This window comes from Rhizobium sp. BK377, from assembly GCF_014193935.1.
Lineage (GTDB): Bacteria > Pseudomonadota > Alphaproteobacteria > Rhizobiales > Rhizobiaceae > Rhizobium.
In genome coordinates this window covers 177,686-197,336 of record NZ_JACIAC010000007.1, presented here as the reverse complement: position 1 = coordinate 197,336, position 19,651 = coordinate 177,686, and the positions used below count along the sequence as shown (strand labels likewise).

Annotated in this window: 23 protein-coding genes and 1 pseudogene; 13 read left to right on the top strand and 11 right to left on the bottom strand. The window is 57.9% G+C overall.

What is annotated here, in order from left to right:
• Positions 1–148: 148 nt before the first annotated feature.
• Entirely contained in the window at positions 149–331 is a 183-nt protein-coding gene (locus FHT92_RS24715) for a hypothetical protein (RefSeq protein WP_183830259.1), read from the bottom strand.
• Between the two features lie 267 nt (positions 332–598).
• Between FHT92_RS24715 and dinB the strand changes: the two genes are divergently transcribed.
• Entirely contained in the window at positions 599–1,687 is a 1,089-nt protein-coding gene (gene dinB, locus FHT92_RS24710; RefSeq protein WP_183830256.1) for a DNA polymerase IV, read from the top strand.
• Here dinB and FHT92_RS24705 read toward each other — a convergent pair.
• Positions 1,684–2,181, bottom strand: a complete 498-nt coding sequence (locus FHT92_RS24705) for an SOS response-associated peptidase family protein (RefSeq protein WP_409527171.1) — start codon at positions 2,179–2,181, stop codon at positions 1,684–1,686. The genes dinB and FHT92_RS24705 overlap by 4 nt on opposite strands.
• A 176-nt stretch (positions 2,182–2,357) precedes the next feature.
• Here FHT92_RS24705 and FHT92_RS24700 point away from each other — a divergent pair, with 176 nt between their 5' ends.
• Positions 2,358–2,945 (top strand): SOS response-associated peptidase family protein, encoded by a 588-nt coding sequence (locus tag FHT92_RS24700; protein WP_183830243.1) that lies wholly within the window; start codon positions 2,358–2,360, stop codon positions 2,943–2,945.
• A 149-nt stretch (positions 2,946–3,094) separates the two neighbouring features.
• Positions 3,095–3,685: a hypothetical protein gene (locus tag FHT92_RS24695; protein ID WP_183830240.1), complete on the top strand. Its 591-nt coding sequence runs from the start codon at positions 3,095–3,097 to the stop codon at positions 3,683–3,685.
• 135 nt (positions 3,686–3,820) lie between these two features.
• Here FHT92_RS24695 and FHT92_RS29685 read toward each other — a convergent pair whose 3' ends face one another.
• The 4 genes from FHT92_RS29685 to FHT92_RS24675 all read right to left on the bottom strand — a co-directional run bounded on the left by FHT92_RS29685 (position 3,821) and on the right by FHT92_RS24675 (position 6,738).
• Entirely contained in the window at positions 3,821–4,297 is a 477-nt protein-coding gene (locus FHT92_RS29685) for a DUF3459 domain-containing protein (protein ID WP_183830237.1), read from the bottom strand.
• A 58-nt stretch (positions 4,298–4,355) separates the two neighbouring features.
• The gene (locus FHT92_RS24685) at positions 4,356–4,532 is read right to left on the bottom strand and encodes a DUF3606 domain-containing protein (RefSeq protein WP_183749237.1); all 177 of its coding nucleotides are present in this window, start codon (positions 4,530–4,532) and stop codon (positions 4,356–4,358) included.
• Between the two features lie 141 nt (positions 4,533–4,673).
• Positions 4,674–5,054 carry a response regulator gene (locus FHT92_RS24680; RefSeq protein ID WP_183749236.1) on the bottom strand — a complete coding sequence of 127 codons (381 nt, stop codon included), beginning with the start codon at positions 5,052–5,054 and terminating at the stop codon, positions 4,674–4,676.
• A gap of 271 nt (positions 5,055–5,325) precedes the next feature.
• A complete protein-coding gene (locus FHT92_RS24675) occupies positions 5,326–6,738 on the bottom strand; it encodes a PLP-dependent aminotransferase family protein (protein WP_183830234.1) in 1,413 nt (470 codons plus the stop codon).
• A 93-nt stretch (positions 6,739–6,831) separates the two neighbouring features.
• On the opposite strand from FHT92_RS24675, the gene FHT92_RS24670 reads away from it, so the two are divergent.
• The 8 genes and pseudogenes from FHT92_RS24670 to treZ all read left to right on the top strand — a co-directional run bounded on the left by FHT92_RS24670 (position 6,832) and on the right by treZ (position 12,924).
• Positions 6,832–7,248: a cupin domain-containing protein gene (locus FHT92_RS24670; protein ID WP_183749235.1), complete on the top strand. Its 417-nt coding sequence runs from the start codon at positions 6,832–6,834 to the stop codon at positions 7,246–7,248.
• Between the two features lie 17 nt (positions 7,249–7,265).
• The gene (locus tag FHT92_RS24665) at positions 7,266–7,721 is read left to right on the top strand and encodes a carboxymuconolactone decarboxylase family protein (RefSeq protein WP_183749234.1); all 456 of its coding nucleotides are present in this window, start codon (positions 7,266–7,268) and stop codon (positions 7,719–7,721) included.
• A gap of 13 nt (positions 7,722–7,734) precedes the next feature.
• The gene (locus FHT92_RS24660) at positions 7,735–8,397 is read left to right on the top strand and encodes an HD domain-containing protein (RefSeq protein ID WP_183830231.1); all 663 of its coding nucleotides are present in this window, start codon (positions 7,735–7,737) and stop codon (positions 8,395–8,397) included.
• Positions 8,398–8,410: 13 nt separating this feature from the next.
• Positions 8,411–8,500 (top strand): annotated as a pseudogene (locus FHT92_RS29475) (NAD(P)-dependent oxidoreductase); the annotation flags it as partial.
• A 277-nt stretch (positions 8,501–8,777) separates the two neighbouring features.
• Positions 8,778–9,185 (top strand): hypothetical protein, encoded by a 408-nt coding sequence (locus tag FHT92_RS24655; protein WP_183830228.1) that lies wholly within the window; start codon positions 8,778–8,780, stop codon positions 9,183–9,185.
• 310 nt (positions 9,186–9,495) lie between these two features.
• The gene (locus FHT92_RS24650; protein ID WP_183830225.1) at positions 9,496–9,750 is read left to right on the top strand and encodes a hypothetical protein; all 255 of its coding nucleotides are present in this window, start codon (positions 9,496–9,498) and stop codon (positions 9,748–9,750) included.
• Between the two features lie 631 nt (positions 9,751–10,381).
• The gene (locus tag FHT92_RS24645; protein ID WP_183749229.1) at positions 10,382–10,873 is read left to right on the top strand and encodes a hypothetical protein; all 492 of its coding nucleotides are present in this window, start codon (positions 10,382–10,384) and stop codon (positions 10,871–10,873) included.
• Positions 10,874–11,088: 215 nt separating this feature from the next.
• Positions 11,089–12,924 (top strand): malto-oligosyltrehalose trehalohydrolase, encoded by a 1,836-nt coding sequence (treZ, locus tag FHT92_RS24640; RefSeq protein ID WP_246735545.1) that lies wholly within the window; start codon positions 11,089–11,091, stop codon positions 12,922–12,924.
• Between the two features lie 413 nt (positions 12,925–13,337).
• Here the strand turns inward: treZ and FHT92_RS24635 are convergent, their stop codons facing one another.
• Positions 13,338–14,042: a CGNR zinc finger domain-containing protein gene (locus FHT92_RS24635; protein ID WP_246735544.1), complete on the bottom strand. Its 705-nt coding sequence runs from the start codon at positions 14,040–14,042 to the stop codon at positions 13,338–13,340.
• Between FHT92_RS24635 and FHT92_RS24630 the strand changes: the two genes are divergently transcribed.
• The gene (locus FHT92_RS24630; RefSeq protein ID WP_183749227.1) at positions 14,030–14,989 is read left to right on the top strand and encodes an EamA family transporter; all 960 of its coding nucleotides are present in this window, start codon (positions 14,030–14,032) and stop codon (positions 14,987–14,989) included. The two genes, FHT92_RS24635 and FHT92_RS24630, sit on opposite strands and share 13 nt — an antisense overlap.
• Positions 14,990–15,441: 452 nt before the next feature.
• Positions 15,442–15,681 (top strand): hypothetical protein, encoded by a 240-nt coding sequence (locus FHT92_RS24625; RefSeq protein ID WP_246735543.1) that lies wholly within the window; start codon positions 15,442–15,444, stop codon positions 15,679–15,681.
• Between the two features lie 46 nt (positions 15,682–15,727).
• On the opposite strand, the gene FHT92_RS24620 is transcribed toward FHT92_RS24625, so the two are convergent.
• From FHT92_RS24620 to FHT92_RS24605, 4 genes are all read right to left on the bottom strand, one after another.
• Complete coding sequence (locus FHT92_RS24620) at positions 15,728–17,911, bottom strand: ATP-binding protein (protein ID WP_183830218.1); 2,184 nt, start codon at positions 17,909–17,911, stop codon at positions 15,728–15,730.
• Positions 17,912–18,624: 713 nt separating this feature from the next.
• Complete coding sequence (locus FHT92_RS24615; RefSeq protein WP_183749225.1) at positions 18,625–18,900, bottom strand: hypothetical protein; 276 nt, start codon at positions 18,898–18,900, stop codon at positions 18,625–18,627.
• Positions 18,901–18,984: 84 nt separating this feature from the next.
• On the bottom strand, positions 18,985–19,365 hold the full coding sequence (locus FHT92_RS24610) for a DUF6481 family protein (RefSeq protein ID WP_183749224.1): 381 nt from the start codon (positions 19,363–19,365) through the stop codon (positions 18,985–18,987).
• 29 nt (positions 19,366–19,394) lie between these two features.
• A complete protein-coding gene (locus FHT92_RS24605) occupies positions 19,395–19,619 on the bottom strand; it encodes a hypothetical protein (protein WP_183749378.1) in 225 nt (74 codons plus the stop codon).
• Between the last annotated feature and the right edge of the window lie 32 nt (positions 19,620–19,651).

The following is a 19,651-nucleotide window of genomic DNA, read 5'->3' as shown; positions in this document are numbered from 1 at the left end:
CGCAACGATGCGCTCGCCTCCTGAGCTGGTGCCACGGCACTTCGCGCCGGCGCTGTCGGCGACCATTCGGCTGCATGCAACAGCGCCAATGACGTCTAGGTGTTGAGATCATCCTCGGCCTGAGGCGATCTACCGGAGGGAATTGCACCTAGCGCCGCTTACCCTGTTCCTCAGCTTGCAAGCGAGCAAGGCGCAGCCGTGCGGTTTTGACCTCGCGCAACCGACGCTCCAATACGAGGGCCTCGCGCGCCGCTTCGCTCGTTTTCTCCAACCGTTCAATCTTTTCTTTGGCGGTGCCGACGACTCTTTTCCGCTTAATATCGTATGTCATGGTGTCATCTCCTCGAGAGGAGATAACGAGCTCGCCGGCAAAGAGATGCAGTACGATACCGGACGCTCCCCCACCATCATCGGTTTTCCTCATCACCGACAGCTTCTTGATGATGTTCTCGAGGGCGCGACGGCACCTTGATGCTCAAGGTTCGTCTTCATAGGACGCGCTCATTAAAAACGTTGATATCACCCTGAACGCTGTTATGTTCTCTCTTTGTTTCGACGCGATTTTTACGGCCGATCCATTGGGCTCCTTGAAGCTGGAATGAAAGACCTAGGCTCCTCCCCCATCCGAAAAATCGTCCATGTCGACATGGATGCATTTTATGCGTCGGTCGAGCAGCGCGATAATCCGGAACTACGTGGCAAGCCGATCGCCGTCGGTGGATCGGCAGCGCGCGGCGTAGTGGCGGCAGCGAGTTACGAGGCGCGCGCCTTCGGTGTTCACTCGGCCATGCCTTCGGTGACAGCCAAACGAAAGTGTCCGGAACTGATTTTCGTGCCTCCACGCTTCGACGTCTACAGGGCCGTGTCCCAACAGATCCGCGAGATTTTTGCGGAATATACGCCTGTTATCGAGCTGCTCTCGCTTGACGAAGCCTATCTCGATGTCACCAAAAATCTCAAAGGCATGGAGGTCGCCACCGAGATAGCTTCGGAAATTCGGGCCAAGATAAAACAGGTGACCGGGCTCAACGCGTCGGCCGGTATTTCCTACAACAAGTTCCTCGCCAAAATGGCAAGCGACCTCAACAAGCCGAACGGCCAAGCTGTCATCACACCGAAGAATGGGCCGGTCTTCGTCGAAGCCCTCCCCGTCAAGAAGTTTCATGGCGTGGGCCCGGCGACGGCTGAAAAGATGCACCGGCTCGGGATCGACACCGGTGCTGATCTCAAAGAGAAGACACTCGAATTCCTTGTGGAGAATTTCGGCAAATCGGGACCATATTTCTACGGCATTGCCCGCGGCATCGACGAGCGCGAGGTCAAGCCGAACCGGGAACGCAAATCAGTCGGCGCCGAAGATACTTTCTTGCAGGACCTCCATGCCTATGGGCCGGCCCGCGAGGGGCTGCAGCCGCTGATCGAAAAAGTATGGGCTTACTGCGAGGCAAACGGGATCGGCGCCAAAACGGTGACACTCAAGGTCAAATATGCCGACTTCAATCAGATCACCCGCAGCAAGACGGCTTCCACACCGCTGTCGGCGATCGACGATCTCGAAGATATCGTCGATCTGCTGCTTTCGCCGATCTTTCCGCCTCGCAAGGGCATCCGCCTGCTCGGTGTCACCCTTTCCTCGCTGGGGAGGCAGACCGTTGCAATGGAGCCGCAATTGAGACTGGCGCTTTAGAGCGAAAGCGCTGGCTGGTCAGAAGCGCCCGAGGTCAGTTTGATACGGAACGTCCCTGCAGGCAACGGTCGCAGGATCTCGTCTTCCGGGAGAAGACCATCGAGCCAGGCCACGCTTTGCTCGCGTGTCAGCACCGCCATCTGCCGATCGTGGTAGGGCGCAATATCCGCATTCGCCTCGATGGTGAGGATGGCATAGGCCTCCGGCCAACCCTCGGTCGCCGGCCGCCAGATCCCCGCGAAATAGAACCAGTCGCTGTTGGCGAGCGAAAAACTGAAATTCCTGTGGCCGAACTCGGAAGCCGGCACCAGACAGCGGTGGGTCGGAAATCGCCGGCCTTCCGATCGGACGACATAGACGGAACGCGCACCGCCATCTCGGGCACGAAGCCCCCAAGGCAGTTCCACCATCTCCACCTCGCCGTCATGGCGCCTGACGATGATCCTGCGCTTATCGACAGGGCCATCGGATCGAAAGGTCATCGCTTTCATTATGGAGAACATATCAGGAACCAACGCATCGGACAAGATCGAGCGCTCGCCCGTGCTGTCCGGCCGCCGACCATGGATGATCAGGATCCCCTCGTTCTGCTGGAGCGCGCGCGATCCGAGCCTATATTCCACCTTTAGCGGCTTGGCCGTGAGCGATCGAGAAACTTGAAGGAAGACCAATGTGCAATGATTACCGATTGATGGTGGATGCTGCATCGATCGCAAAAGACTTCGCCGATCTTAAGATCAAGATCCGGTTCGGTGAAGGCATTCCGAACCTCCAGGCCCGCGAAGATATCAAGATCACAGACGTCGGCCCGATCCTCCGCGCGATCGACGACAGCGATGAGGCAGAGCTCGTACAGCGGCGATGGAGTTGGCCGGGGCCCAACAAGCGACCGGTCTATAATTTCCGCTCCGAGGGGCGGGAGTTCACGTCCAATCGATGCCTGATCGTCGCCGACGGCTTCTACGAATTCACGGACCCGAAGGACCCAAAAAAGAAGCGCAAGGACAAATGGCTTTTCACCAAAAAGAACGAGCCGATCTTCTGCATCGCGGGCATCTGGCGCGACACGCTGGATGTGGGTCAAGCCTTCACAATGCTGACGATGGAGCCCGGACCAGACATCTTGCCCTACCACGATCGCCAGATCGTCATCCTCGAGCGGAATTCATGGGCAGACTGGCTCGATGCGACTGTGTCAGCACAGTCGTTGATCAAGCCGCTTGAAGCAGGGACGTTATCGGTTGAGCATGTGGGGTAATCCGCACAGCGGCAACACCGAGGGCCGCTCCCTCAGGAAGAACGCGCTTGGTACGGTAAGAGTCCAACCTACGCTCTTGCCGAATCGACCTTGATTCACGGTTGTCAAGCTGGGAAGATGGCGTTGTGCTCCAAATGAGACAATGGCCGATGACACAAGATCTGACCCACGGCATTTATTCTCCCGATGACCTGCGCGTCATGCGGAATGTCTTCACCAGGGTCAGTATGGAACCTTGGTTTTCATCCGGTGCGGCGAATAAGGCCGGACTTGCCCGCTACATCATGCGGATGTATCGGCGAGGGCTTGTGTGCCCGGAGCGTCTGGAAGCGCTTTGCCGCACCGCGGCACATGAGAAGTTCTCGCGCCACTCGGGTCTTGAAGGCTTTCGATTGCTGCTCGTGGAAGATGATTACTACACTGCAGCGGATGCGAGGCAGCGGCTGAATTCGCTCGGCGCCGAAGTTCTGTCAGTTTCCTCCGTTGCTGCAGCACTCGACATCGCCGAGCATGAACATGGTCTCGATGGCGCATTGCTTGACGTCAATCTGTCAGGTCAAATGGTCTATCCGGTCGCGGCCATCTTGAAGATGCGGCAGATCCCTTTCGCCTTCGTCACCGGATACGATGACAGGCTGCTGCCGCCATTCTACCGCAACGACAAAGTTTTTATGAAGCCAGCCGACTGGGCCATCGCGGCAAAGCATGTCGCGCGTCGCTCGCGACTTATGGCAGCATGAACGTCTAGAACGATCATGGAATATCTTCTATGCAGCCCGGAATGGTGCCGCAAATTACAGGTCAGTTGATATCAGCCCGACTAAAGTGCCTGTAGCGCTTAGGATCATGCGCCGCATGGGCTTGAATCTGTAGAATTAGACCATCGACCACAGCACCGACCAAGGCGCCATCCGCCCCGCCGCAAAGGCCCCGACCAGGAGAATCGGGCTTTCGTCGATGACCTCTTCATCAAATTCGACAGTCCTGCCACTGAGATTTGCCATGAGCCGCAGCCTGCGTCCAGCCGAGAGAGCCCATTCAACGGTCAGGCCGCCACCGGCTGACAAACGATAGCGCCCACTGCCGCGGACTATGTCCATCAATATGGGCGCGATCCGCTGGCGCCGCAGAGCAACAAGCTCCCGATAGAAATCGAGCCATTGCCTGGAATTATCCGATTGAAGCTTCGTCCAATCGGGCTTTGCAGAGAGGAAGGCAGCCTCTGCCGTCGGATCCGGCAGTTCGTCGGCATCAAACCCGGGAAGACGGGAGAGTTCCTGACGCCGACTGCGACCGCGTCGTGCCTGTCGACATCTATGTGCCCGGGTGCCCGCCGACCGCCCACGAGCCATCGCAGGAGGCTTTCGATCCGACCGTTGAAGCCGATAACGTTATATGTCGCGGGTTGGCCTATTCTCGACCGATTTCCGCTTCGACCCTCTTCCGGGAATTCCCGGCGGTCTTCACCGCTTTTTTGACCGTGTCCTTTGACACGCCTTCCTTTTTCGCCTCGTAGCGCACTTCGTGATCCTGCCCGGCGGCGACCTTAGCTCGATCCTGTGCTCTACCTCGGGACGCGCTTGCCATTTGCATTCCTCCTGGTGATTTCGATCGATGGAAACGAACGCCGATTCAAGAAGTTCCGAACTACGGCCCAGGGCACTTCCCTTAGATGCCGCAGCAATCGTCATCATGGTCGATTGCGGCCGCCCGCATCGGCGATTTCGTCTAGTCGGCCATCCGGCGGGTGCGGCGCACGGTCATCTCGTCAACCATGGCGGCAATGGCTTCCAATCCGTATGGCTTTGGGACGAAGACGGAGTGGCCGGGCAGCTCGTCCGCCCGGAGACGATGTCCACCCGACGCGATGATGACCGGCACGTCTCTATGGGTGGTCGAGATCATCTTCGCCAGGTCAAGGCCGCTCAAGCCTCCGGGCATGTCGACGTCGGTGACGACGGCGTCGATCTTGCGCTGTCCAAGCACTCCCACGGCTTCGAGTACGTTAGCCGCCTCGATGACGTCGAAGCCTTCGTTTGCAAGGGTGTCGGCAAGCACCATCCTGATGAGGAACTCGTCTTCGACGATGAGAACCGTACGCTGATACATGGCAGTCTCCGCTCCTGGTTACGAGATGAACTCGTTTGTCCAGATTTAGATCGCCCCTCGAAGCAGAGTATTTTCCAACATATTTAATAAAATGCGAATGTTCTGACGCGTTGCGGGGGAACAGCAGGTGCTGACGATTTTCGAAGGCGGTTTGGCGAAGAAGCCTTAGTTTGCCCCGCGACGACGTCCATGGGATCGGCCGCAGTTTCTGTTCGTGATCATTCGACCAGGTTCTGCGCGTACTCTTCCTGTTCCGTTTATTTTGCCTGCATTACGGTGATCGTCTGATCGTTTCCAAAAGGCGCTCGCAACTTCGCACCACGTTTTTAACCGGCGCGGTCGCGACGCCGAGCAGCAGTCCAGCCTCTGCCGTTCCAGCCGATGCATACCACGGAGAAAGAGGCGCGGGGAACACGCCAAAGGTCAACGCCTCCCGGGCAATCGCTACGTCAGGCGCTCCCCTGGGCAACCTGAGCAAAACTGAGAGGCCTGGAGCCGACACGCGATCCGGACCGACGACATCACGAAAATAGTCTAGGACCGGCTGTCGTGCTGCGGCGTAGGCACGCTTTGTCCTCCTTAGGTGCCGCATGTAGTGCCCCTCGCGGATAAACTCGGAAATCGCGAACTGGACCGCCGGCCCAGGAGGCGGAGCCAGACAGGCCGCCGTTTCGGCGAAACGCGATGCGAGCTCCACTGGTACGATAATGAAGCCGAGCCTGAGTGTCGGGCTTATCGTCTTGCTGAACGAGCCGATATGGATGACACAGCCACCGCGATCGATAGATGCGAGCGCCGGAGCGGCTCGTCCGCGAAGTTGCAGCTCGCTCAGATAGTCGTCCTCGACAATCCACACCCCGTTCTTGACTGCCCATTCGAGAAGCTGAAGACGCCTCTGAAGAGACAAAGTCGCCCCGAGCGGCGCCTGCTGTCCCGGCGTCAAAATTACGAGCTTCGCCGCGGGATGATGACGGATACCATAATCGACGTCCACGCCATCCCCGTCGACAGGTATTGGGACTGGAGCCACATGAGCCAGCTCGAGTCCTCGCCTCGTCCAGGGAAAGCCGGGCTCCTCGAACCATGCATCGTGCCCTTGCAGCCCAAGAACGTTGAGGGTCAGACCAAGCCCGGCCGCGAACCCGTTGGTTATGATGACTTGCGATGCCGAGCAGTTTATGCCGCGGCCCACGGCCAGGTATGCCGCGATCTCCCGCCTCAGCTCGAGCTCGCCGCGTGGGTCCGGGTAGAGTGGCACAGCACTGACTTCAGCACGAACCGCGCCGGCGCGCAGCCGTGCGAGCAATGTGGACGGGAAAGTATGGGCTGCCGGCACGCCCATTTGGAACAGCGCGGGTCCCTGAGTCATCTCGAGATAGGTCTCAAGGAAGGAGCCCTTGTCGGGCAGAGGTTCCTTGCGGGGAACAGCGCGGGGGCGATCGGCGACATGCGTTCCCGCGGCCCTCGACGCTTCGATCAACTGGGCGGCCGCGAGTTTCTCGTAGGCAGTGCGCACAGTCCCGCGCGAGACGCCGAGTTGGACCGCAAGATCCTGCCAGGATGGGAGCCGCGCTCCCGGCTGCAGCACGCCTTCCTCGATAGCCTTCGCGATACCTCCGCGGATCTGCTCCGACAGCGATAGCTTGTTCGACCGGTCTACGGTCAGTCCCAGCGATTTATCCATTCGGCCATGGTACATCATTTCTTCGCGTTCTTGGTTCTTTTTTCTGGCTCAGAAAAGCGTCATTTTCTGGGTGTCACTGAAGGAGACAAGACTATGAAACCAAGGATCATCGCCGCCGCCATAGGGGCGATCGCCACCGCGATTGCAGGCCCGGCGCCCGCTCACGACGCTGAACGGGAGACGGTCACGCCCAAGTTCGCCCAGGCGATCGCGAACATTCCCGGCAAGTCGATACGAGCGGTGGAGGTCGAGTATGCCCCCGGCGCTTCCTCGCTCCCGCACACCCATGCCCCATCCGCCTTCATCTACGCCTACGTTCTTTCCGGCGAGGTGGAATCAAAGGTGAACAACGGTGAAACGCGCCGCTACAAGGCCGGGGAAAGCTGGTTCGAGGCACCGGGGGCGGTTCATTCGATCAGCCGCAACGCCAGCAATACGGCTCCAGCGAAACTGCTCGCGGTATTCGTCGTCGATACCGACGACACGAAGCTCACCACACCCGTCAAGTAACAGAAGGAACTCGAACGATGAAAAGGAGATTGGATTACAATCAGGTGGCTCCAAACGGCGCCAAGGCCCTCGGCGGCGTCTATGGCTATGTCCTGCAGAGCGGCCTGCCCGGAGAGCTGGTAGACCTTGTCTATCTGCGCGTATCGCAGATCAACAACTGCGCCTACTGTCTCGACATGCACACGCGCGAACTTCTCAAGCGCGGCGTGAAGATCGAGAAGGTGGCACTGGTCCAGGCGTGGGAGGAAGGCGGAAACCTCTTCAGCGAGGCCGAACGGGCCGCGCTCGCCTGGGCCGAGAGCGTGACACTGGTCGCGGAGACCGGCGTACCTGACGACGCCTACAAGGCAGCGCGGGAGGTCTTCGACGAGAAGCAACTCGTCGATCTGACGATCGCGATCAGCCTGATGAACAGCTATAATCGCATGGCGATCAGCTTCCGCAACACGCCCCAAGCCGTGCTTGAGGCTTGATGGAGGACGAAGCATGGCCGTCGTCGAAATTTCCGGAATAAGGATTCCAGACAGCAGGCTCGCCCGCGAAGCGACCGAGTTCATCCGGGAGGCGGAGAGCGCGCTTCTGTTCGAACATTCGACACGCGTCTATTTCTGGGGCGCGTTGGCGGGGCAGCGGAGAGGCGTGCGCTTCGATCCTGAGCTCCTCTACACGGCGGCGATGTTCCACGACGTCGGCTTGACGGCCGGCTTCAAGGAGAGCCACCTTCGCTTCGAGGTCGACGGAGCGAATGCTGCGTGCGATTTTCTGCGCAGCCACGACATCTTAGAAGACGACATGCAGAACGTCTGGCTCGCGATCGCCCTGCACACGACGCCCGGCATTCCCGAGCATCTGAATGCCATCGCTGCGCTCACTGCCGAAGGCGTGATGATGGACCTGGTGGGCGCCGGCTGCGAGCGGTTCACCGAGATGCAGCGGGCGGCCGTGGAAGCAGCATTTCCACACACTCGCCAGTTCGCGGAAGACCTTCTCCAGGCACTTTACGAAGGCCTGAAGCATCGACCGGAGGTCACACAAGGCACCGGCCTCGCCGACGTGATGGCGGACAAGGAACCTCATTTCCATCGCCGCGACTTCTGCTGCCTGATGCGGAACTCCCGGTGGACGTGCAATGACTGCAACGACAGCTAAAGAAGGATTGAGCTATGCGCCGTTCTTCGTGTCGAAGGCAGCTATCACTCGTATGCGGCCAGGCAGCGCCATCATCAACACGACTTCGATCCAGTCGCTCCAGCTTTTGAAGCGAAACCTGGATCGAGGTCTATTGGCGTGAGTGGACCTTCTCCTTCGGGTCTCTGCCGCGGGCCTACAAAGTATCGTAAACGAGATGGCGAGACATTTTAGCAGTTCCGAATCTTCATCCTTGACTCAATCAATAATGAGAACATAATAAGAACATCCTACGGGATCGAATGGGCCGGGCGGCGACCTCCTTGTTTTACACCAGAGAATGCTGCCCGGCCCTTGACCCTCTTCTAGGAGCATCACCAATCGAAAGGAGGATAACGGCGATGAGCAACTTGCCAAACGATAAATCATGCGAAGATGAGCTTTATGATGATCTGACTGGTACGTATTGGACGCCACCAGAAGCTTTGAACATCGATCAGATCCATCCCGACATTCGCGCGGTGCTGGTCGAGGCTTTGAGGCGCCGCGGTCCCGCACTGCTGGTGACAACAGAAGGACATGAAAATTTTGAATTCTATGCAGCGGGAACCGTCGATATGGCGTCTTGCATACCAGTCGGAGGATTCACGATCGCAATCGACAGACAGAACAATCACGCTTGCGGTGTCTGCCACTGTGACGGCGAACTCGGCCTTACCACACCGATGAAGTTCGCTTTTAGGGGTGACATCGATCTCGCTTTTGCGGATTTCTATAGTCTCGCCAGAGATGAAGGCTACGTGTCCTGATGGCCGAGCCCTGATCGATGCAGATCGGGCGATCCCACGGTTGTCGAAAATGAACTGTGCAAAGAAGCTTGCGCGCGGATCGGTAACGGGCCGATCAGTCCTCGTCAAAATGCCGAGCAACCACTGCCACCACGTTGAAGCGACCGCGAGCCTGGGCTGAAAAGCGAGTGGGCGAATTCGAGATACCACCTTTTATCGTGGCAGCCTCTCCTGATTGCAGGGTAGATAAGTATCAACCTTTCATTAACCATCCGTCCTTAGGCTCCGGGGAGAGGAGCAAAACGTTCAGGCAACTTTCGAGGAGGACACCATGTCGCTCGTAACCGCGCCCGGTAAAATTCGCCTCTACGGCAACCATGCCATCCTGATCATGACGGAAGGAAACCTTCATCAGGCCGTCTGCATCACCGACGATGCGATGCCTGCCGGTGAAGGTGACGTTATGCAAGGTCTTCTTCAGTGTCTTCATGTTTATGAGGGTATCGCCGATCGGAAATTCTCAGACGGCGAATTGGCCTATGACGGACGGGTGTGGATTACGTCCTCGGACATCAAACCGCATTAACGAGCGACGCCGCTTTCCATTCGTCAATCGGCCATCTGACGGGCTGTCGAAGGAATAGAGGCCACATACAGCGATTGCTGTCGCGGGCGCCGGCCTCTCCGCCTGAGCATCGACATGCGTCTCCAGCAGAAAATTCAACGGTGCGGCCTCAGGACAGGAACCGCTCCAATGCCGTCAGGCTGTTCACGAGCGCCTCCGCATCGTCCCACTAATAGATTCAGGCGAGAAGATATTTGAGCTCATCCTCCAGCATCTCTTCCGTAACGTCGATCCACGAGGAGTTCGGCGGGCCGTCACTTCCGTCTGTCCGGCGATAGCCCCGTTTCCTCAGGCGATCCTTTATGTCGAATGGACTGTGTTCGAAGAAGAAGCGCATGAGCAAATTCCGGCGGTCGCCTTCTTGGTTATCCGTCGCGAGGACGTCAAGCAGAACAAAATAATCGCCCGTGATATTATTGCCTCCCGAGCCGGTCTGAGCTTCGTTGTCGCAATCTCGCAGATTGCGTTGCCCTGCCCCGTTATGGCAGACCAGCACAAATCGATGACAAAAAGGCAGTCTACTCGGACCTGAGATGAGAGGCTGCCGTTACAGCGACGAAAGCGTGGGCTCGTCCCTCATCATGGACCTGTTATGATTGCCTCTCTTTATGCCGATTATGTTCAAGACCTGAAGGCAAAGCTGGACGATCTGTTCGAACGGCCTGACCGCTATCAAACCTTCGACCTCCACGTGGAGCTTGCGATGGGCGCGGCCCACCTCATCTACGAAACAAAGAGGCAGAAAGGGCAAACCGATAGGATTGCCTACTCCAGGACGCCGCAGCGCAACGTTCAGGTATCGCCAGAACTCGCCCAACAGCGGATCTCGTCGTTCCTGGCGATGCAGGGCCATATCGCTTTGACCGGCGAGCCAATGATCAGCCTCAATGAGGAGTATCCACATGCTGTGATCAGCTTCGAACATCGCGCGAGGGGCGCGCCCCTCAAGAGTTCGATGAAGATGATCTTCGTTGGCGTAAATGATCCCGAAGATGCCCGCCGCTACGTTGAAATCGCGGCAGAACCGGCTGCCGTCGTCACGACGCGACCGCACCATTCCAAGAGGCTCTGGGAGTGGAGGTAGGAGGAGCCGTATCCTAAACGCTTCGATGAAACGATCGCGGTTTCAGCAGATGCGGCCCTAGGATTTGGAACAAAAATTCGAGGCGGAGGTTCTGACACAAGCCACGCACGCTTTGCCGTCCCGTGTGCCGAGGTTCAGTGACGATGACAGGCAAAGCCCCGACCGGTTCCCAAATAAAATCTGGCATACGGCGCTACCAGGTCGGAGCCGAGATCATGTCCGGCTCAGTTTCATTCCGCACCTGGGCACCGTCGCACGATCAGGTTTATCTCGTGCTTGATGATAGCGCCGAATACCCGATGCAAGCCGAGGAGGATGGTTATTTCCGGTTCGATCTTATAGATGGACGGCCTGGACTGCTCTATCGCTTTCGTCTGGGCGACGGGAGAGACTTACATGCTGACCCGGCATCGCGTTTCCAGCCGGAGGGGCCTTCCGGCTTCTCGATGGTGGTCGATCATTCGCGCTATAATTGGAGCGATCGTGACTGGCGAGGCGTCGAGGCGGACAGGCAGGTTCTCTACGAGTTCCATATCGGCACCTTCACGAAGGAGGGAACCTATGCCGCTGCGGCCAAGAAACTTCCGCTGCTGAAGGACATCGGCATCACCTGCTTGGAGATGATGCCTGTCAACGAGTTTAGCGGAACCTTCGGTTGGGGCTACGACGGCGTGCTGCCTTACGCGCCAAGCCACCTCTATGGTACGCCCGATGATCTGAGATCATTCGTAGACGAGGCCCACGCTGTTGGATTGGGCGTGATACTTGACGTCGTCTACAATCATTTCGGTGCAGGCGAGCGATATGCCGACTTCACGTCCGACTATTTTACCGATCGCTACACCAATGAGTGGGGCAGATCGATCAACTACGATGGCAAGAACTGCCACGGTGTGCGCACCTTCATTGCCGGGAACGCGGCCTACTGGATCGACGAGTTTCACTTCGACGGCTTGAGGATCGATGCAACGCAGGCGCTCTTCGACAGCAGCGACGAGCACATCTTGGCGGTCATAGCACAGGAGGCTCGCGCGGCAGCCAATGGCAAATCCATTTACCTCGTCGGCGAGAATGAACCCCAGGACACGCGCCTGGTTAGACCGCCGTGTCGGGGCGGCCTTGGACTCGATTCCGTATGGAACGATGATTTCCACCATTCCGCCGTCGTTGCCCTAACAGGAAGGAATGACGCCTATTACCACGACCACCATGGAATGGCACAGGAGTTCGTTTCGGCAGCAAAATATGGCTATCTTTTCCAGGGGCAAAGGTATGACTGGCAAAACGCGAGCCGCGGGCGGCCGGGCCTTAATTTGACGGCGGCGAGTTTCGTTCATTTCCTGCAGAACCATGATCAGATTGCCAATTCGGGCACAGGTGAGCGGATCGCAAACCTCTCGTCGCCTTCGCGCATGCGGGCGATGACTGCGCTCCTCCTGCTCGGACCGCAGACGCCGATGCTGTTCCAGGGTCAGGAATTTGGTGCCTCGAGTCCCTTCTTTTATTTCGCGGATCAAACTGGCGAGCTCGAAGCGATAGTGCGAAAAGGGCGCCTGGACTTCCTCAGGCAGTTTCCGAACCTCGAAGATGAAGCTTTTAGCTTGGTCATGCCGAAGCCAAGCGACCGTTCTACATTCGAACGCTCAAAGCTGGACTGGAGCGCATTCGACGGCAACAGCCATATTGTTGCTTTGCACCGTGATCTGCTGCGGCTGCGACGCGAAAGCGGTGTATTCGCACCAGGGAGAGGCGAACGCAGCGTATCTATCGATGGAAGCGTGCTTAGCCGTTCGGCCTTCCTACTGCGCTATTTCGCAGGAAAGGAGGCAGATGAACGTCTGCTGATCGTCAATTTCGGCGGGAGCCTTCTGGTCTCCAGTCTGCCAGACCCGCTCTTCGCACCTCCCGAGGGCTGCCAGTGGAACGTTGAATGGTCGAGCGAAGACCTTGCCTACGGAGGATGTGGCAAACGACCGATCGACGTTCAGCGGCGGTGGGTGCTCGATGCCGATTCCGCGCTTGTTTTTGCCCCGCGGCGTGCTCACCGATAACAAACCCATGATGACAAATCCCTTCGGCAATGGCAGCAAGCGATTTCGAACGTCTGACACTCCAGTTGCTGTGTCAGCCGAGAGCCAAATACAAAGGCAACAGGTCGGATCGATCAAGACCGGCGCCTTCTGAGAAGTGGACCGTATCTATCGTTTTTTCGTCACGCCTTCGCGGACTTCTCGCAGTGTCGTCGAAAAGCTAAGCTCGCCGAACGGTCGGATGGAATGCTATTTGCAGCGGGCCAGCCCCCACGCAGGTGCTGGCGTTGTACCAAGCGAACGGCGTGTTTTAGTCGGCGGCGTCCAATCACATGCAATCGTTCTGCAGGCCGGGGCAAAACCCGCAAAGACATTTTGCGCTCGACGAGACGCCGCATACCGTTCGCTTCCTACCCAAGTCGAAGAGAACGCTACTAGCTGGAGGAGCTGTCGATTCGACCGCGCGAACGTCGGTAATGCCGCAGTGCCTTTGCACGGTTCCCGCAATCTCCCATGGAACACCAGCGCCTGTTCATCGCCCTGCTCTCGTCGATGAACAGGCAGCCGCAGCCGCGATCATCCTGGCACTGCCGGATACGATGCGCTTTAGGACCGGTCATGAGGCTTGCCGCAGACGTGGTGATGGGTTTGAACAGATCCCGATCGCTGGCTTCGCGGAGATCCCAGGCAAGTTCGCTCGCCCTCGCCCAAAGCCTTATTCCATCCGCGGGCCGAACCAAGTGAGCGTTGAAATGCTCGAGAACCGCGATCGGCGGGGCGACATCTGCGATGCGGGCGACGAGGAGCTCATAGATAGCCTCGCGCAATGCAATCGCCGCCTCGTAGGTTTTGGCGCCATCATGTTGATGCGCGCGCCAGCGCACATTGATCGGTGCCAACTGCTGCTCACTCCCAGCCAGGTTGGCCGTCAGCCAGTGCAAAAATGCCTGCGCGTCAGGAAGCCGCTCCTCACGGGGTGAGCGCAACCGCCAAGCCGCTGTGTTCACAAACCGGATCGCCAATTCCTCTTTGGGGTCACCGACGGCGCTTGAATGTCGGTATTCTAAGGAACTCATCACTCGGATCCACGTTTGAAGCCTAACCCTATAAAAGGTTAGGACCAGCCATGATGCTTTCAAGGACGCATATCACGATTGGCGCGGCCTTTGCCGCGATCTATGTCATTTGGGGATCGACCTATCTTGCCTTAGCTTTGGGCCTGCAAACGCTGCCACCGTTTCTTTTGATGGGCATACGCTGTTTGATCGGAGGCACCATTCTCTACGGCTATGCGAGGGTAAGGGGTGCCCAAAATCCTTCAGTCCCGATGTGGGCTGTCGCGGCAGCCTGTGGCCTGTTCTTCTTCGTCGGATGCCACGGCGTTCTGGCATATGCGCAGCAACACGTTCCGTCCGGCGTGGCCGCTCTGGTGCTGGCAACCATGCCATTCTGGATAGTACTCCTGCAGGCCTTCATTCCCGGAGGTGACCGACCGACCGGAACAACGGTGGCGCTCCTTGTTCCCGGCATTGCAGGTGTCGCTCTCATCGCTTGGCAGGGAATATCCGCCGATGCAGGCGCGGTGCACCTCATGGATCTCATTTTCCTGCTGGGGGCTTCACTGTCCTGGGCGATCGGAACAGTCATATCGGAGCGCTATTCCGCTAAGTTTGCCTCAACCGGGCTCGCGGGGATCGAACTGCTCGGTGGCGGAGTTGCGCTGGCGGCAATTAGCGCGCTGTCGGGCGAACTGGACGCACTGCAGCCGAACCGGATCTCCGCCGTTTCGCTCGGTGGCTTGGCTTACTTAATTCTGTTCGGCACGGTGATTGCCTTCGCGGCATATACCTGGCTTCTGAAGCGAATATCGCCCTCGTTGGTCGCCACTTACACCTTCGTCAACCCGATCATTGCCGTTGCCCTGGGCTGGATGTTTCTCCGGGAAAGCGTAACGACGCCCACCCTCATCGGCGCAGCCATGATCATTATCTCGGTTGCCGGGCTGTTGCTGACCCAATACAAATCAGCAGGCAGGGACAGAACGCCCTGTTCTGGCGAGCCTCAACTACTGCGACAGCGTTCCTGAGAGCGTTCCGCGCCACCTCGACTATCGCCGGCCGCCAATCCGCGCAGGGAAGCCAAAAGCAAACTTGAGCGGGCCGCCGCCATGATGGAGCATCCCTCATGCCAACAAGCTTCGCAGTTGAGGGAATACGAACCGATGCCCAGGTATTCCCTCGTACGGAGTATCGTTGATTTATGGAACTCGGCGAGGAACTATCCCCATTGCGCTGGAGTGATCTCGAGGCGCCGGCATAATCGAGCTGATTATTCGGCGCCAACACCCGACCTATGGCGCGGCGGTTTAATGAGGTCCCACTAATTGACGTTTAGGTTTTAGTTAAAATGCGATTTACCCTGTTTGCAGATGAAAAGGCACGTTTTTGGCAGATGACGCGTTAACGCGCCATGCAACACATGTACCGCCAATGGCTAATCTCCGCTCAAAACGCGACAAGCTATCGCGCCAAGTTCATCTTGGCGACGGAGATCCTGAACTCCGATCTGTCTTCCTATGAAATTCAAAATGCGTCGCGGCGCGTCGTTAGCGCACTCGAAGCCGTCATCGACCTTCCCATTGCCAGTGCCGACGTGTTGAGAAAGGCACGAGAGCGCTTCGACGCATTGACGGAACTGCTCTCATCCACAGAACGTCTGGCAACAGGCGACGATGCACATTATCGGGACCGCGTCATCGTCTGCGACGTCAGTAACTGAAAGCTGATGTGACAATTGGTCAGCACGGTTGGGACCGTCATCGCCCTCAGCCGTCGAGCACGGCTCTGACGCGCACCGCCAGGTCCTCGAACGAAAATGGCTTCGGCAGCAGGTGAACGCCTTTATCCAGCCGACCGTGATGGACAATTGCGTTGCGGGAATAGCCAGTGGTGAATAGGGCTTTCAACGACGGCTGTAGCTCCCTTGCCTTGGCAACCACGTCTGCACCGCTCAATCCTCCAGGCAGGACCACATCCGTGAAAATCAGGTCCACCGGCCCGTTTGCCAACAGGATCTGCAGTGCCCCCGGGCCGTCCTTAGCTTCCAATACGCGATAGCCGAGTTCCTTGAGCGATTCCACGGAATATGCTCGTACGTCAGGATCGTCCTCGACGACCAAAATGGTCTCGCCAACTGCCGCCTCGGGAATTGCGAGAGGCTCGGCGGTCTCCTCGTCGGAATATTCCGACGATAGGCGGGGCAGATAAATCTTGACCGTGGTCCCTTCTTCAACCTCGGAATAAATCTTCACATGCCCCTTCGACTGTTTCACGAAGCCGTAGACCTGGCTGAGCCCGAGGCCGGTACCTTTGCCCTGTTCTTTGGTGGTGAAGAACGGCTCGAAAGCGCGAGAAAGGGTTTCGGCATCCATACCCGTTCCGGTGTCCGAAACCGAAATCGCGGCGTATTGTCCCGGTATCACTTCAACGTGGCTCGCTGCGTATGCCTCATCGAGATGCGCGTTGAAGGTCTCGATCGTCAACTTTCCGCCGTACGGCATCGCGTCGCGCGCGTTGATGGCCAGATTGAGCAAAGCGCTTTCGAGCTCATTCGGATCGGCTTCCGTCTTCCAGAGTCCGCCGGCGAGAACGACCTCGAGCTGAAAGAGCTCTCCCAGCGTCCGATGCAAGAGCTCAGACATCCCCCGGATCAGCGCGTTCGCGTCGATGGGCTTCGGGTCAAGCGGCTGGCGCCTGGCAAACGCAAGAAGGCGTTGGGTGAGCGCCGCAGCACGTTTGGCGCCATTCATTGCCTGCGAGGCGGCGCGCCGGAGCCGACCTGCTTCCGGCGGCAGGTTCCGCGACAGCGTATCTAGGTTTCCAACAATGATCTGCAGCAAGTTGTTGAAGTCGTGCGCAACGCCGCCTGTGAGTTGCCCGACCGCCTCCATCTTCTGTGCCTGCCGCAAGGCGTCGGCATTGCGGGTGAGTTCATCGGTTTTCTGTCTCACAAGGTCTTCAAGATTGGTATTTAGCTCCTTCAGGGCCTCCTCTGCCCGCCGCCGCTCCAGCAACTCCCGTTGCGCCGCCTCGAAGAGACGTGCGTTGTCGATGGCCACCGCCGCTTCGCCGGCAAGGCCCGCCAGCCCACGCTCTGACGCTTCGTCGAAAACTCCGACGTCGCCATGACCGAAGAACAGGCCGCCGATCACCTCGCCGGTTCGAGAAATGACGGGAACCGCCAAATAGCTGCGGACCGGAAGATGCCCCTTCGGCATGCCCATGTGAGGAGGGTTCTTGCCGAAGCGCGGATCCTGCGTGATGTCGGCGGATCGGACAATGCCTTCGCCGTCGAACGTCGCGGCAAAGACCTCGGTATTGCGCGGCATTGGGAATCCGGAGAACAGCTCTCGCGGCACGCCCGAGAGCGAATAGAGCATGTAACTCTCGCCGACGTTATTGACCACGTTGTAGAAAAATGCGCCGAACTGTGCTCCGGTCAGTTCGACCCCCGCGTCCGTCACCAGTTGGACGACGCGCTCAAGATCGGTTTCCTTTGCGAGGCCGGCCCCTGCACGGTTAAGAACCTCGAGAGCTCGTGTGCGCTCGCGGAGCGCGATCTCCGTCCGCCGTTCCATGGTGCGGTCTCGTAGGATTTTGACGAAGCCGATGAGGTGTTGCTCATGGCTGAAAAACGGAGTGGTCTCGCCGACAGCCCAGATCCGCCCCCCGTCCCTGCGCAGGCGCCATCCTTCCCCTCCCCCCTTACCATTCGTTCTCGCGTCCTCCAGCTCAATGGCAAGCAGATCCGACGCGCCTTCCTCTGGGGGGAAAATCTCGACCAGCGTCTTTCCGAGCATCTCCGCCTCAGTCCAACCGAGCAGATGGGTCGCTCCTTGGCTCCAGCTCGTTATGACACCATCAGGATCGAGCGTAATGACGCCGGTATGTATGGCGCTGTCGAGAACTTGCTGAAGACGGTCAGTGGGCAATTGCTCTGATGAATTCATGGGTGTCTGTCTTGGCAAAAGAAAACCGGATGACGATATAAAGAGGCAAGGTTCCTCATCTGCCTTAACTTCAGCGTTGCCGGGTTAACTACCTGACGCCATTCTTGTTCCGGAAAGCCTTTCGAAGTGCCAACATGCCGAGATCACGATGCTGGGGGCGAGCATAATCCCCAGGTCTGGTTGACGCGATGAAGAACCTCACCAATTCACACTCACCGGTCCTTCCTGGCCCATCGAACCTGGTGCTGACGTTGACGTTACCATACAGCGAAGTGTTGCGGGAACCTGCCTCGTGCCATCGACGCCAAGTTCGATCCAGGTTTCGTCAGGATCGGCGGGGAACGGCATGAAGCCGTCTGCTACGCGACGTCCGGTTCGATTATTCCGTTGCAATAACTGTCTGTTTTCGATGCCTGTGAGACGGCAGCTGTTAATCAGCAACAAAGGTTGACCGCATACCGCTTTTACGCGAAAAATTGATTATACGAGAACCTCCAATGTACTCTCCATGGAGAAACTTCCGTTGCTCGTCCATGGAAAGCCGATCACAGATTAGGACGAACAGGACAACGTGGGATCAGAACATCGGTTACGAACGCCTGAAGTTACGTCAACTTTCGTCATAGAGACGTCATCAGGGATGAAGTATGGGCCACCTCTCGCTCTCCGACAGCCCCAAAGCCGTTAGCCTGAACTCCTTAGTCTATCGGTTCTCACGCGCGGTCGTAAGTGAATGACGTCAACAAGGTCGTTACAAAGTTGCTGGCCCGCTCCTTGACCAACACCTCGGTCCACTCGTCTGTGCCTCTTAGCCTTAGATCGGTTTGAATGCTGTCGACGGCGGCCTCTTCAATCCGCTTAATGTGGCCGTTGAAGGCTGCCTCCCCGCCTGCATGATAAAGGTCACGAATGACCATGCGCAGGATTTCCTGTATGGCGATTTGCCAGGCAGTATTGATCGCCTGGAGCTCGTTTGTATTCGGTGCCATCGGTGGCTCCCAAGGTGTGAGTAATGTGAATGGCTGACTGGCTCAACTACCGCAGACTGGAAGTGGAGCCGAAACTTCAACTGCTTACGCTTGCCTCGCCTTGCGATTGGCATATCGTCTGTCACGCTCGGCTTTACGTGCCGCTTCGTCTTCGATGACCCGTGCGATCCGGGCATTTTCGGCAGACTGGCGCGCCTCGTTCTCAGCGAGGATGGTAGCCTGCGCAGCTGCTTGCTGTTCAGCCGCCTCTGCTTCGAGCCGAGCAGTCTCCTCAGCCTTGAGACGTTTCCGTTCGGCGCTTCTGGCCTCACGCGCTGCGACAACCGAAATGCGCTCGGCTTGACGTGCCAGTCTGGTAGGCTCAGCAGCAGTTTTCGCGGCGCGGTAGGCACTGAGGAGGGATGCCTTGGCGTCCGCGGCGGCAGAACGTCGATCGGCGAAATCGTTATTTCTGGAGTTTTTCAAGTATTTTCCTGACGTGAGTTGGGAGGTAATCAGCCGCCCTTGGAAGGCTTCAGGGGCGCGGTAGTTGAGGCGGCAAGTCGCGCAGCCTCTTCTTTGGCCAGACGCGCCTCTCGAAGCCGCAAGGTTTTAGCGCCCCGGGCCAGTGCCTGCGATGCAAGTTCTTCGACCGCATTGTTCTTGGAGAAGAACTCTGTCTGGAGATTCCCAAATGCGATCTCGGCCTTGTGGCGTGCCTTACTGTATGTCTCTGTCATCAGAACTTTAGCTTTCCGTTGTGCGCCGAAAC

Coding starts and splice junctions, on each gene's coding strand:
- FHT92_RS24700 (WP_183830243.1), top strand. CDS start 2,358: ATGTGCAATGATTACCGATTGATGGTGGATGCTGCATCGATCGCAAAA.
- FHT92_RS24670 (WP_183749235.1), top strand. CDS start 6,832: ATGAAACCAAGGATCATCGCCGCCGCCATAGGGGCGATCGCCACCGCG.
- FHT92_RS24630 (WP_183749227.1), top strand. CDS start 14,030: ATGATGCTTTCAAGGACGCATATCACGATTGGCGCGGCCTTTGCCGCG.
- FHT92_RS24685 (WP_183749237.1), bottom strand. CDS start 4,532: ATGGCAAGCGCGTCCCGAGGTAGAGCACAGGATCGAGCTAAGGTCGCC.
- FHT92_RS24660 (WP_183830231.1), top strand. CDS start 7,735: ATGGCCGTCGTCGAAATTTCCGGAATAAGGATTCCAGACAGCAGGCTC.
- FHT92_RS24680 (WP_183749236.1), bottom strand. CDS start 5,054: ATGTATCAGCGTACGGTTCTCATCGTCGAAGACGAGTTCCTCATCAGG.
- FHT92_RS24620 (WP_183830218.1), bottom strand. CDS start 17,911: ATGAATTCATCAGAGCAATTGCCCACTGACCGTCTTCAGCAAGTTCTC.
- FHT92_RS24695 (WP_183830240.1), top strand. CDS start 3,095: ATGACACAAGATCTGACCCACGGCATTTATTCTCCCGATGACCTGCGC.
- dinB (WP_183830256.1), top strand. CDS start 599: ATGAAAGACCTAGGCTCCTCCCCCATCCGAAAAATCGTCCATGTCGAC.
- FHT92_RS24645 (WP_183749229.1), top strand. CDS start 10,382: ATGATTGCCTCTCTTTATGCCGATTATGTTCAAGACCTGAAGGCAAAG.
- FHT92_RS24650 (WP_183830225.1), top strand. CDS start 9,496: ATGTCGCTCGTAACCGCGCCCGGTAAAATTCGCCTCTACGGCAACCAT.
- FHT92_RS24665 (WP_183749234.1), top strand. CDS start 7,266: ATGAAAAGGAGATTGGATTACAATCAGGTGGCTCCAAACGGCGCCAAG.
- FHT92_RS24715 (WP_183830259.1), bottom strand. CDS start 331: ATGACATACGATATTAAGCGGAAAAGAGTCGTCGGCACCGCCAAAGAA.
- FHT92_RS24675 (WP_183830234.1), bottom strand. CDS start 6,738: ATGGATAAATCGCTGGGACTGACCGTAGACCGGTCGAACAAGCTATCG.
- treZ (WP_246735545.1), top strand. CDS start 11,089: ATGTCCGGCTCAGTTTCATTCCGCACCTGGGCACCGTCGCACGATCAG.
- FHT92_RS24655 (WP_183830228.1), top strand. CDS start 8,778: ATGAGCAACTTGCCAAACGATAAATCATGCGAAGATGAGCTTTATGAT.
- FHT92_RS29685 (WP_183830237.1), bottom strand. CDS start 4,297: ATGGCTCGTGGGCGGTCGGCGGGCACCCGGGCACATAGATGTCGACAG.
- FHT92_RS24615 (WP_183749225.1), bottom strand. CDS start 18,900: ATGGCACCGAATACAAACGAGCTCCAGGCGATCAATACTGCCTGGCAA.
- FHT92_RS24605 (WP_183749378.1), bottom strand. CDS start 19,619: ATGACAGAGACATACAGTAAGGCACGCCACAAGGCCGAGATCGCATTT.